The following is a 12,791-nucleotide window of genomic DNA, read 5'->3' as shown; positions in this document are numbered from 1 at the left end:
CTGTAAAATGCATCTAAAGCGCGTAAATGAAAATCACTCGGTCGACCAAAGTAAAATTAGAATCCTGCATATATTTGCGGAGTTGAAGCCATCTGGCGGTGAGGCGATGGTACTCAGCGCCGCATCACTCTGGCAGAAGGAAGCTGAGATCCATCTTCTTAGCACTGGCTCGTCAGTTGGTGAATACGCAGAGGTGCTAGAAAAGGCGGGCTATCGTATTCATCACATCGCGTTTGCCAAGCGTTTATCATTTTTTATCTCTGTTGGTCGTTTATTAAGAGAAGGAAAATTCGATATCGTTCATCTCCATACTGAGAGAGCTAGCCCAATATTTGCCGCCACGACTCGCCTATACTTGGGATATTCCATTCTTCTCTTACGTACAGTTCATCATATATTTAGGTTTAGAGGGTTTCTACGCTGGCGAAAATTTGTCGAGCGCCAGGTTATGCGAAGGATATTAAGAGTAACCCTTATTTCGAACAGCCCATCCGGTCAAAGGAATGAATGGAATCGTTATCGCGTGAGGAACCCATTGATACCTAATTGGTACGATAGCGACAAATATGTGGTTCCAACAGAAAGTCAACGACAAGAGGCTAGAAGGATCCTGGATCTTCCGGATGACCTGTGCGTCTTTATATCCCTTGGGGGGAACTGGTCATATAAGAACTACGGAATGATTGTCGAGGCTCTGGGAAAGATAGACGACTCCTTAAGAGTCTTGTATATCCAAGTCGGGCCACAGGGCGAGGGTGCACCCCTTGAAACGATTAGTCGAGCTCTGGGTGTTCAAGATCGAATTCGGTGTGCTGGGGTCGTCGAGAACCCCTTGCCGTATTTACATGCCGCTGACGTCTACTTGATGCCTAGTTCTGAAGAAGGGTTTGGTGTCGCCGCGGTTGAAGCGATGGCCGCAGGGGTACCCGCCGTTCTCTCTAATGTCGAGGCTTTGAGTGACTTTCGAGATCGAGTGGCCGGAATCCTATACGTTGAACCGAATCCCTCCGCAATCGCTTCCGCGATGGTCAGTATGTGTGGTTTATCAAATGATCAGCGACGGTCGTTAGGGAGGCGGCAAGCAGAAGCAGTTCGCGAGAATTATGGATTATCTAATGGGCCGATGAAATATGCCGAACTATATAGGACCGGTGAATTTCGCTCCACGTGAGTTGCCTCGATTTGCGACCTCATTTGTGATTGAGTAGAGTGAGAAATAACATCAATGGATTATATTTGTTAGTTGGCCTCATCTATTTTTGATTTCGTATTATGGCTGTGGGCGATGGAGAAATAATAAGTTGACGGCAGCCTGAATATGCTCGTTGTATTTTGTCAGATAAATAATTATAGCGATCGAATGAGTTTCTTCGTGCCGGATTATTTTAAGGGCACGTAAGCGTATTGCGGTGTGTATTTAATTTCAAAATAGCTGGTTTTAGAGGTAAAGATGGCTTCGAGAGAAATTTCCTGCAGCGCCTGGCTGCGCATTCGAGGCCGCTGCTATGAGTCGCTATAAATGCAGGCTGTGCAAGAACAGAGCGGATATCTTTTATGATACATCGTTTAATGATGTAGGGCGAACTACTTGATGCGTGCCTCCAGATTGGTGGTTTTATCATTTTTAGTAATATTTATTCGAGATTTTTTTTACCGTCTCCAATATATTGATGGCATGACCAAGTTGGGCGGGTTGACGTATCTGGCCGCCTCTGTGGGGTATACCTCGTTTTTCCTGATTTTATTCTTGTTTTTTAGAATGCGGAAAGACATAAAGGGTGATATTCCTTGGCGTGCCTATTGTTTGTTTTGGTTGTTAGCTTATTGGAGTCTGTTCCAGATATTGCGAGGAATAGCTTCCGCTAACGACTATTGGGAATGGAAAAATCTATTGACCGAAAATGTCCTACGGCTGTCGTTGCACTTTTCAATCGTCGCGGGGATCTGCTTGGTTGGTTTTCGGAATCTGGTTCTGCTAATCGTCAGGAAGATATTTGTTCTGTCTTTTGTGTTTCTTTATTTCTCGTGGAGCATTGGGGGGGAGTTTTATGCATTTATGGTGGCCCCCATCGCGGTGATATTGCTATTCTCTCCATATTTGAGGCCGCGGGATAGGCTGGTTGTGTTTGTCGTTGCCCTGTGCTCTTTAGGATTTGCAATGGGTTTTCGCGCAAATGCTCTAAGAATTTCATTTGCTCTGGCTATGGTGCTGTCATACTATTTCAGAGATCTGATTCCACGAGCTGTCTTGAAGTGGGGGGTGATACTGATGATGGCAGCACCATTACTTGGGCTGTGGGGCGGGTATTCTGGTCAATTTAATCCGTTTGCCGAAATCAGCAAAATTAATGCGAATGCAAAAAGACTTGACGGCCTAGATGAAAATCTGACTGGCGATACTAGAACATTTTTGTATGTTGATGTTTTTAAGACATTAGATAAGCGTGACTCATTCGTTATGGGCGAGGGTGCAGCGGGGTCATATGATACGGATTTCGATTTCGAGGATTTAGTTGACACACGTCGGTACGGTACAGAGGTGGGATTTTTGAATACCCTTCTTTATGGAGGTGCGATTGGTGTGGCGCTATATTTTCTCATTATGTTCTTGGCGGCGTATTATGGCGTCTGGCGCTCGAATAATTGGCTTTCGAAAATGCTTGGATTGATGATCGCGTTCAGGTGGGTCATGTTTTATATCGAAGAGCCTCCAGTTTTCGATATGGGAATGATTTTCCTTTGGATGGCAGTTGGTATATCACTTTCAAAGAAATTTAGAGCTATGCGCGATGAGGATTTGAAAAAGTATTTTTCATAGTCTTTTTCCGTTAATAATCTATGTGAGTTGAATTGTGCATATAACAGCATTAATAACCTGTCATAATCGAAAGATGACAACCTTGTCGTGCCTGCGGGCGCTGTTTTTAAACCGCAGGTCGAATAGTGTTCGCTTAGATGCGGTGCTTGTCGACGATGGCAGTAGCGATGGAACAGTAGATGCCGTCAAAGAAGATTTTCCCCTTGTGAAGATCGAACACGGAGACGGTTCTCTTTTTTGGAATCGAGGTATGCATCGGGCGCAGGAAGTGGCAATGCGTGCGCGGCCCGATTTTGTGCTTTGGTTAAATGATGACACCATGTTGAGTGAGGATGCGCTTGATCGTCTGCTAAGTGCTTATGAACAGTTGAGCGGGAAGGTCGGTCATGCGGTGATTGTCGTTGGCGCTACTGTGGACAGAATCACCAAGAATCTCACGTACGCTGGAATGGAGCGCGTCAGTGCGATTCGTCCATTGCAATTTCGCAAGGTGTGGCATCCAGAGGAGACCATAGAATGTCAAGCCATGAACGGCAATATTGTGCTGATACCGCGCCAAATTGTGGAGCGGCTTGATAACCTCGATCCGGTCTATGAGCATGCTATGGGGGACATCGATTATGCACTCCGCGCTCGTGCTGCAGGCTTTCGTATCTTCGTTGCGGGTGGAGTAATGGGTTACTGTTCCAATAATCCCGTAGCAGGAACTGAAGCAGACCGCGACCTTCCGTTTCGCGCACGCTGGAAGAAGTTGATGGGCCCTAAGGGATTGCCTCCTCGTTCCTGGTTGTACTTTACGTCTCGCCATGGTTCAGTAGCGTGGCCATTATTCTTTGCCTGGCCTTACGTCAGATTTCTAATCAAAGAAATATCTCCACGAGATTGAAATGCGCATTTGCATTATTCAGCCGGTTATGAAGAGGTACCGACTGCCTTTTTTTATTCAACTGAAGAAAGAACTGGATCAGAAAGGTGTTGACCTCGAGGTTGTGTACGGTACACCGTGGCCGGAGGAAGCCGAACGGGGAGATCACGGTGATTTGGAAGTTCCGCTGGGAAGAAGAGTACGATCGATTCGCCTATTTGGAAAGTTACTGGTTTTGCCAACACTCATGTCTTGGTTGCGAGCTGATTTGATTGTGATTGAGCATGCTAATAAACATGCCCTGAACTACTTACTTATGGCTCTGCATATTTTGGGACTTAAGCGGATCGCTTTCTGGGGGCATGGGCGTGACCGACAGGCGGTATCCGGCACTCTCGGGGAGCGCTGGAAGCGTCGGACCCTGCATTGGGCGGACTGGTGGTTCGCATACACTAAAGGATCCGCGGATTACGTGGAATTGCAGGGTTATGATTCAAATCGAATCACCATTGTCGACAATGCTCTTGATACTTCCGAACTTCGGAGGCAATTGGCGGACATAACGCCTGCGGAACTAGGCGATGCCAGGAGTCGCTTGGGCTGGGGAGAGGAAAATCTCATTGGCATATATTGCGGAAGCCTTTATAGAAATAAAAGGCTAGATATTCTTTTTGAGTCAACTCAACTCATTAGAGAAAGGAATCCGAATTTTCGCCTCTTAATCATCGGTGGTGGAGCGCTGGAGGGAGCAGTGAGGGAATTCGCGAGTGATAGAGAGTGGGTCCAATACGTCGGTCCTCTATTTGACCGACAAAAAGCGATCATGTTGAAGCTTGGCGATATTTGGCTGAACCCAGGGCTGGTAGGTTTAGGGGTTGTGGATGCATTTTGTGCTGGTCTTCCGGTGATTACTACTGACTTGAAAATTCATAGCCCGGAAATTGAATACTTGGAGAATGGATTTAACGGATTGATAGTCGAAGAATCCACGGATTGCTATGCGAAGGCTATCGATAGTCTTTTGAATAACGCAAATTTCCGTCTCAAAATGAGAGAAGGTGCTCTTGTTTCCGCAGATCGCTACAGCATCGAATCAATGGCAGGGAATTTTGCTAGAGGAGTGGAGGAATGTCTAAGAGTATCCTAATCGCGACGATTATGCGCCCTCATGGAGAAACCGGCGTTCAAACTCATTTCAGTACATACGTTAAGTATTTAGTGGAGCAAAGCTGTCCGGTTCATCTGATTACTCCTTATGACATTCCGAAGTGGCAGGTTTATCCCATATTTGCGTTGCGCAGGTTAATAGATGCCATTTGCGGCACGGCAAGTGTTTGGTGGTACCGATATTGGCACCGACTGTTTTTAACGAAGGCGCTACGTCGGACTCTGACAGACACATCGGTTGATGTTGTATATGCGCAATGTCCACTGTCGGCGGATGCTGCGCTTTGCGCCAGACGCTCGCCGGAGCAGAAAGTGTTTATGGTCGTGCATTTCAATATTTCTCAAGCTGATGAATGGGTGGGAAAGGGCCTAATTTCGGATAAGGGGCGCTTATTTAATAGAATACGTCTTTTTGAGGCTGTTACTATTCCGCGTCTCGACGGATTGGTGTTCGTTTCCGAGTTTATGCGGCGCGAGCTAGTAAAGAGAATTCCGGAAGTCAAGGATATCCCTTATAAAGTGGTGCGTAATTTCGTGCGTGATCCGGGTGTTCCCAGTCAACTTGATAGGCAGATGGGGGATCTGATTTGTGTTGGTACATTGGAGAATCGAAAAAACCAGCGCTATGCGGTTGAGATCGTTGCTGCATCTAAGCGGATGGGCCGGCCAATGAGCTTGACTTTGGTAGGGGCTGGTCCCGATAGCAAGGCAATTTCAGAGTTGGTAAAGAATCTCGATGTTGGTGGCTTGGTTAAAATGACGGGTCATATTAGTGGTGCATCGGATTTGATGAAAGAGCATCGCGCCTATTTACATGTGGCGAGCATGGAGAATTTGCCGATCGCAATAATTGAAGCCATGGCGAATGGATTGCCGGTGTTTGCGACTCCAGTAGGGGGGGTGCCAGAGCTTTTTAGAGACAACGAGGAGGGGAGATTTATCCCTCTTGATAATGCCGAGGCTGCGGCTGTAAAAATCGTAGAGTGGCTCGCTTCTGATGCGATCATGGAAAAAGCTAGAATTGCGGCGAGAGAAAGATATGCAAGTTCGTTTCAAGCAAATTATATGGGGGCGAGGCTGACTAATTTTCTGATTTCCTTTGGGTGATATTTTATGGGCTAGTGGATGTTACTTTGCGGTGAGGCTATATAAATGGGAAATTTTGAAGAAGGCGATGTGAGGAATGACAAAATCGGGTTGGTGAATTACGTTATAAATATAGTTTTTTGCGGAAAAAAGCCACGTATCCTTAGGCGCATAGCAAGCTTTATATTTCATATTGAGTTGCCATATTTAAATTATCCACTGCGGATGCCTCATCCGTACGGTATTGTGATCAATAGCGGAGCGATCCTCGGGCGGAATTGCACAATATTCCAGGGGGTTACTGTTGGATCGAAGAGAAGAGGGCGGAAATGCGGCGTGCCAGTAATTTCCGATGACGTAGTTATTTTTCCAAATGCAGTTATTATTGGCTCTGTTTCAATAGGGGAAGGTTCCACAATCGCACCCGGTGCGGTGGTAATTGATGATGTGCCACCAAAATCGACGGTGGTTGGAAACCCTGGGCGCGTTATTAATTATAATTAGGAGTTGGGGGGTGAAGAATTTTCGAGTATTGATAGTTCATAATGCATATCGACAGTGGGGCGGTGAGGACTCGGTTGTCGATGCCGAGATCGCGCTATTGCGATCTCGCGGTCATGCTGTGGCTACCTATTTTCGGCATAACGACGAAATCGCTGGATCGTCGAAGGTCGTTGGCGCCGTCAATACGTTGTGGTCGAATCGTACGCGCCGAGATATGGCGGCGCTGATTGAGGAATTTCGGCCCACAGTGATTCATGTGCATAACACCTTCCCGCTCGTCTCGCCAGCGGTGTATTGGGCTGCCAGCAAGGCACACGTGCCGGTCGTTCAGACGTTGCACAACTTCAGGCTGATGTGCCTGAACGCGTTCTACCTCCATGACGGGCAGGTTTGCGAGGAATGCACAGGCCATTTGCCTTGGAGGGGCGTAGTTCGTAAGTGCTATCGAGGCTCTACGGCGGCGTCGATTGCGCTGGCGAGCACGCTCGTATTGCATCGAGGCTTAGGGACATACCGAATGAAGGTGGCACGCTATATCGCGTTGAATGAATTTTGTCGGACGAAGTTCATAGAGGGCGGGCTACCCGCGTCGCGGATCGCCGTGAAGCCCAATTTCGTGGACTTTCATGCGCCGGTAGAGTTAGGGCCGCGCGAGGGATTACTGTTTGTAGGGCGTTTATCGGCGGAGAAAGGGGTGAAGGTATTGGCGGAGGCCGCCGAAGCGGTGCCGCATGTGCGGGTTCGGGTAGTTGGGGATGGACCAGATCTCGCCGTATTCAACGGAATTGAGAACTTAGATCTGCAAGGGATTTTGCCTGGTTCGGCGGTCAGAGAAGAGATGTGTGCCGCTATTGCTCTGGTCGTTCCGAGTATTTGGTATGAGAATTTCCCACGTACCATAGTCGAGGCGTTTGCATGTGGACTGCCTGTAATTGCTAGTCGTATTGGTGCTCTTGCAGATTTGGTATGTGATGGAAGGACGGGATTGTTGTTCGAGGCCGGAAATTCGGATGATCTGGCAAAAAAAATGGAATGGGCTTTAACAAACAGAGAGCGGATGGCGGAAATGGGGCGTGCTGCTAGGGCACAGTATGAGAGGGAGTTTTCTAGCGATGTTAATTATGATAAGTTGATTAACATTTACGAAGAGGTTACCGGGGAGTTGTGTAAAAATTAATATTCATATTTGAGGCTGTTACTGCTTGCGCTACTTGGCGGTTCTCATCATTTTAAATATTAATTAATTATTATTAAAAATCGAGAAGTGGTGAAAATAATTGCATTATTTCTTACCTGATTCGAATTAACTAATGTGCGGGAAGGGAAGATCCGAGCAACGGCGTGGGTTATCATAGGATTGATCCCGAGATCGCTAGGTTGATCTGGACCGCGTACGAAGAGCGGAATTCGGTAGCGAGTGAGACTACGCCGAGCCACAGCAGCCTGTGGCGTGACCAATCTTCTGATTATCCAGGAGTACCTGGTTTGATATGCGCATTAGTCGCGGTTTGATTCAGTGCCGCTCAGCAATTGCGCGGCCGCGAGCCCAATAAAGAGCGTATTGGTCAGAAGATACCGCTTCCACAGCCGGGAGGGCTCGCTGCACAGGCGGTGAAACCACTCCAATCCATTCCTCTGCATCCAGCCCGGTGCGCGGGAAAGGGTGCCGGCATGATAGTCGAATGCAGCGCCCACCCCCACCATCACCGCCTGAATACGCCCACGATGGTCCGCCATCCACTGTTCTTGCTTGGGGCACCCAAGGCTTACCCATACGGTGTTTGCGCCGCTGGCGTTAATCTGATCGACAACGTCCTGATCTTCTTTCTCTGTGAGCGCGCGGAAGGGAGGGCTGTACGAGCCGGCAATTTGAAGGGATGGGAAGTCCTGCTTGAGGCGGCGTTGCAATAGCGAGAGGGTCTCTGGGCGGCCACCGTATAGGAATACCGATTCGCCAGTGCTGGCCGCATGCTCACAGTAGCGAAGCATCAGATCGGGGCCGTTGATTCGCTGCTGGTCACGGAAGCCAAGGCGACGAAGCATCCATGCAACTGGAGCACCATCCGGCGTTGTCATGTCGGCTTCTTGAATAACGCGCTCAAAATCGCGGTTCGATCTGGCACTGACCACGGAGTGGACATTGCAGATGCAGACATAGCGCGATTCGCGGGATGCACCCCACTTGTGTATTGAGGCAATGGCTTCGTCCCACGTTACCGCGTGGATGAAGGCACCCAGTACTTTGCTTCCAGATAGCGGTTTCACTGTGCTACCTCGGAATATTGATTGCGGGTTGCTGCGGACCGCGTGCTGCTTGCCTGCGGGGCGGCGCTTGATCGTCCGACCGCGTAATAAGCGAATCCGTGCCCGACTAACTCGGCCGGTTCATAGAGGTTTCGACCATCGAAGATCACTGGTTGGCGGAGTGCAGCGGCAAGAGCCACAAAATCCGGGGAGCGGAACGACTTCCACTCTGTCACCACCACCAGCGCATCGGCGCCTTCTAGGGCCGCCGATTGGTCCTGTGCAAAGCGAACCCGTGCGGCCGCTGCTGGATCGGCAGCTAGGTCAGCATAAACAGCCTTCTTCGCTTCCTCCATCGCCACCGGATCAAACGCCTGAATGCTCGCCCCCCGCGCCAGCAATTCCTTGATCACCACGCGGCTAGGCGCAGCCCGCATGTCATCAGTATTAGGCTTGAACGCCAGCCCCCAAAGAGCAAACGTCAAACCCGAGAGATCTTCCCCATAGTGGCCAACGATCTTCTGCACCAGAATGCGCTTCTGTTCCTTGTTGACTGCCTCCACCGCAGCCAAGATGCGCGGTGTCTGGCCATATTCCGCCGCCGTCCGCTCCAGCGCCTGTACATCCTTGGGGAAGCAGGATCCACCGTAGCCCGTGCCGGCATACAGGAAGCTGTAGCCAATGCGGGGGTCGGAACCAATACCTTGGCGCACTAGTTCAATATCCGCCCCAACTACGTCGGCCAGGTTGGCCAGCTCGTTCATGAACGAGATGCGGGTCGCCAGCATGGCGTTTGCGGCGTACTTGGTGAACTCGGCCGACGCGATATCCATGTTGAGGATACGGTCGTGGTTGCGCGTGAAGGGTGCGTACAGGGCGCGCATTGCCTCGCGCGCGCGCGCGCCGGCGGCGCCCGGTTCGGTGCCAATGACAATGCGGTCCGGCCGCATGAAGTCTTCGATGGCGGCGCCTTCCTTGAGGAATTCGGGGTTGGACACCACGGCGAATTCGAGTTCGGGCAGGTCGCGTTCGGCCAGTTGCGCCTCGATGGCGTGCCGGACCTTGGCGCCGGTGCCAACCGGCACGGTGGATTTGTCCACCACAATCTTTGGTGTGGTCATGTAGCGGCCGATATTGCGGGCGGCGGCTACCACGTAGCGCAGGTCGGCGGAGCCGTCTTCGTCCGGCGGGGTGCCGACGGCGATGAACTGGACGTCGCCAAACTGCACGCTGGCTTCAATGTCGCTGGTGAACTGGAGGCGGCCGGCGGCGTGGTTGCGCTGGATCAGTTCTTTCAGCCCGGGCTCGTAGATGGGCACTTCGCCGGCGTTGAGCATGCTGATCTTTGCGACGTCCAGGTCCAGGCAGAGTACGTCGTTGCCGAGTTCGGCCAGGCAGGTGCCGGTGACCAGGCCCACATAGCCGCTGCCGATGATCGTGATTTTCATGACTACAGTCCGAGATATTGGGAATTAGTGTTTGCTGGCGTGAGGGCTCACTCGACCTAGCCGGGCGGCCAGGGAGATCAGCACTATCGCGGCTACTGCTGCCAGCAGATCTGTCAGCAGATCCGTCAGGTCCGAAGAGCGGTACGGAAAGAACGATTGGATGAATTCGTCGAGCCCGCCCAGCAGGGCGATGCCGGCCAGCGTGATGGCAGCGCGGTAGCGGGTGAGCGATAGATGGATTGCACCCGCGAGACAGGCGTAGGCCACGAGATGGAGATTCTTATCACCATACTCTTGAGACATGGCCTGCGCATTGCCCGGCTGGTTTCCCACCAGCAGCATCAGTAGGTAGAAGGCTGCTGCCAACGATAACAATAGCCTGGCGTGCGGCCCGAGAATCGACGCGGCAGGCTGCGCCGACCGCTGCGATTCAATACGCATTCTGTCCAGTCCAGCCCTTGAACGCGGTCCAGAAGATAATCCGCAAATCCATCCAGAACGACCAGTTGCGGATATAAAAGATGTCGTGCTCAACGCGCTTGGCCATCTTGTCCAGCGTATCGGTCTCGCCCCGGTAGCCATTGATCTGCGCCCAGCCGGTAATGCCGGGCTTGACGCGGTGGCGGAGCATGTACAGATCCAGCTGTTCTTTATAGATATTGTTGTGCGCCATGGCGTGCGGGCGCGGGCCTACCACGCTCATCTCGCCTCTGAGCACGTTGATGAACTGGGGCAGCTCGTCCAGGCTGGTGCGGCGCAGGAGGGCGCCGATGGGGGTGATGCGGTTGTCGCCTTTGGTGGCCTGGGTGACCACGCCGTGCTCGGCGTGGGGCTTCATGCTGCGGAATTTGTAGACGTGGATCACGCGGCCGTCCAGGCCCAGGCGCTCTTGCTTGAAGAACACGGGGCCGGGGGAGCTGCGCTTGATCAGCACGGCGATGACCAGGAACAGCGGGGAGAGGGCGGCGAGTACCAGGGCGGCAAAGCTGCGGTCGAATGCAGCCTTGACCGCGCCGCGCACGCCTAGCGATGGCGGGCGGTTGAGTTCTACCGCGGGCATGCCCAGAAAATCGCCCACCTTGTGGTTGAGCAGGTCGAAGTCCAGCAGGCTGGGCATCCATTTGATGTCGATGAAGTCGTTGCGCAGTGAGTACGCAATGCTCTGCATCTGGCGGGTGGCGCTCATGGGCAGCGTGATCCAGACTTCATCGATATCGTGCAGGCGCGAGAATTCCGCGATCTTGGCGCTGTCTTCCACGCGTAGCACGCCGGCGGGCGTGGCTTCGTCCGCCGAGGCGTAGATGCCCCACACCTTGTAGCCGGTGCGGGGGTTGGCGGTGGCGCGCTGGTACATCTCCTGGCCGGTGCGGCCGTAGCCGACGATCAGCACGTGCTTGGTGTTCACGCCGGTGCCGCGGACCAGGCTCAGGACGGCCCGGCTGGCGATATGCAGCGCCAGCAGGCCGATGATGGATCCGAAGTACCAGTACGTGGCCCAAAGGCGCGAGAGGGAGTCGGCTTGATGGAGGAGGAAGCAGACCAGGATGCTGATCAGCCAGACCAGGGTCCAGCCGGCCAGCATACGCGTGAAGAGCGAGAAGGCGCTGCGGCCGCGCCAGGAGGCGTACAGGTCGAACGCGGGCAACACGATAAACGCGACGGTGCAGCCAAAGTACTGGATGAACTGGTGGATGGGCGCACTGGGCGTGGCGTCCGTTTTGAAGCGGAGTTCGGTTGCCAGGTAAGCGGCAATCCAGATGATGGCTACGTCGAGCAGGCGCGCGGCCAGCGTGAGCTGGTCGTGGTGCCTGGCAAACATGTCGCGATAAACTCCCATGATCTTCCCCGAAAGCGTTCGCAATCCGGCCGCACGGTTGTGCACCCGAACTATTTATCCCCAATTGGTAAGGGCGGCGCGTCGCGATTGACTACGTCGGCCCGGCCATGCGCGCTGTCTCAAATGGCATGGCATTTTTTGATCGGACGAAAGAAGTCGGCGGTGGCTGCAGCGTGTGCAGTCGATTCCGTGGCGCTTGGGGGCGGCTGACCCTCGTGCCCTTGCGTTGCCCATGCAGGCACGCTTCGCTGGAAACTCGTCGCTTCGTTTTAAACGGACGCTATGGGCGCCGGTTTGCTCGTCTTGTCGATGGGGCAGATAGTGCGGCGCAGCGACGGCTACCGGTACCCTGCGAGAGAAGGGAACGCGAGGGGATTGCTGGCGTGATTGTTGGCATCGTGGCGCGGGGTTGCCGGCAAGGCCGCGCATTGCGCTCGGGACTCGCGCATGCGGAGCGCGGTCTTGGGGCTGATGGGTGATGTTGGTGCGTGGATTGTTTAATGACGTATCGATTTTGTATCGGGGTTGATATTTGATTTTTTAATGACGGTCGATTCTTTATCTTTGAATTTTCTATCCCTACTTCAGAGGGGAGAATTGCCGGATGAATACGGGTATCAAGTAGGTGGGATGGCTGCGATGTCTCACGCTGTGTCTCGCGGCTTGCGGGCGAGAATGGTAAGTGTCGTTTTCGACGCTTTTTGTGTTGACGGGGAGGGTCGGGTGGCCGGCTTACCTGGCTCACGCGCTGGCATGGCGGGCCGCCGGTGTGGCTTACCTGCCAATTGGGCCCCGTCACCAGGCCGATGACAGCACCAATTG

At 52.5% G+C, this 12,791-nt stretch carries 11 protein-coding genes; 7 read left to right on the top strand and 4 right to left on the bottom strand.

Features of this window, described 5'->3' with window-relative positions:
- The first annotated feature begins 7 nt into the window (after positions 1–7).
- From RR42_RS39140 to RR42_RS33215, 7 genes are all read left to right on the top strand, one after another.
- Positions 8–1,171, top strand: a complete 1,164-nt coding sequence (locus tag RR42_RS39140; protein WP_158408332.1) for a glycosyltransferase — start codon at positions 8–10, stop codon at positions 1,169–1,171.
- Between the two features lie 420 nt (positions 1,172–1,591).
- Entirely contained in the window at positions 1,592–2,818 is a 1,227-nt protein-coding gene (locus RR42_RS33225) for a hypothetical protein (RefSeq protein ID WP_043356225.1), read from the top strand.
- Between the two features lie 34 nt (positions 2,819–2,852).
- Positions 2,853–3,704, top strand: coding sequence for a glycosyltransferase family 2 protein (locus RR42_RS39135; protein WP_269083414.1), 852 nt, complete (start codon positions 2,853–2,855; stop codon positions 3,702–3,704).
- A gap of 1 nt (position 3,705) precedes the next feature.
- Positions 3,706–4,830: a glycosyltransferase family 4 protein gene (locus RR42_RS39130; RefSeq protein WP_082055188.1), complete on the top strand. Its 1,125-nt coding sequence runs from the start codon at positions 3,706–3,708 to the stop codon at positions 4,828–4,830.
- Complete coding sequence (locus RR42_RS39125) at positions 4,812–5,957, top strand: glycosyltransferase family 4 protein (RefSeq protein ID WP_082055187.1); 1,146 nt, start codon at positions 4,812–4,814, stop codon at positions 5,955–5,957. Before RR42_RS39130 ends, RR42_RS39125 begins: the two co-directional genes overlap by 19 nt.
- A gap of 45 nt (positions 5,958–6,002) precedes the next feature.
- Complete coding sequence (locus RR42_RS39120; protein WP_082055186.1) at positions 6,003–6,440, top strand: serine O-acetyltransferase; 438 nt, start codon at positions 6,003–6,005, stop codon at positions 6,438–6,440.
- A 10-nt stretch (positions 6,441–6,450) separates the two neighbouring features.
- Positions 6,451–7,617, top strand: a complete 1,167-nt coding sequence (locus RR42_RS33215; RefSeq protein ID WP_043356223.1) for a glycosyltransferase family 4 protein — start codon at positions 6,451–6,453, stop codon at positions 7,615–7,617.
- Positions 7,618–7,937: 320 nt separating this feature from the next.
- Here RR42_RS33215 and RR42_RS33210 read toward each other — a convergent pair whose 3' ends face one another.
- The 4 genes from RR42_RS33210 to RR42_RS33195 are packed head-to-tail and all read right to left on the bottom strand — an operon-like array spanning position 7,938 to position 11,951.
- Positions 7,938–8,705: a WecB/TagA/CpsF family glycosyltransferase gene (locus RR42_RS33210; protein WP_043356221.1), complete on the bottom strand. Its 768-nt coding sequence runs from the start codon at positions 8,703–8,705 to the stop codon at positions 7,938–7,940.
- Complete coding sequence (locus tag RR42_RS33205) at positions 8,702–10,132, bottom strand: UDP-glucose dehydrogenase family protein (protein ID WP_043356219.1); 1,431 nt, start codon at positions 10,130–10,132, stop codon at positions 8,702–8,704. Before RR42_RS33205 ends, RR42_RS33210 begins: the two co-directional genes overlap by 4 nt.
- 24 nt (positions 10,133–10,156) lie before the next feature.
- Positions 10,157–10,573, bottom strand: a complete 417-nt coding sequence (locus tag RR42_RS33200; protein WP_052495139.1) for a VanZ family protein — start codon at positions 10,571–10,573, stop codon at positions 10,157–10,159.
- Positions 10,563–11,951, bottom strand: coding sequence for an undecaprenyl-phosphate glucose phosphotransferase (locus RR42_RS33195; protein WP_043358353.1), 1,389 nt, complete (start codon positions 11,949–11,951; stop codon positions 10,563–10,565). The genes RR42_RS33200 and RR42_RS33195 overlap by 11 nt, the downstream gene beginning before the upstream one ends.
- Positions 11,952–12,791: the final 840 nt, after the last annotated feature.

The sequence above is a fragment of the Cupriavidus basilensis genome, assembly GCF_000832305.1.
GTDB classification, from domain to species: Bacteria; Pseudomonadota; Gammaproteobacteria; order Burkholderiales; family Burkholderiaceae; genus Cupriavidus; species Cupriavidus basilensis_F.
This window is presented reverse-complemented; position numbering and strand designations above follow the sequence as displayed.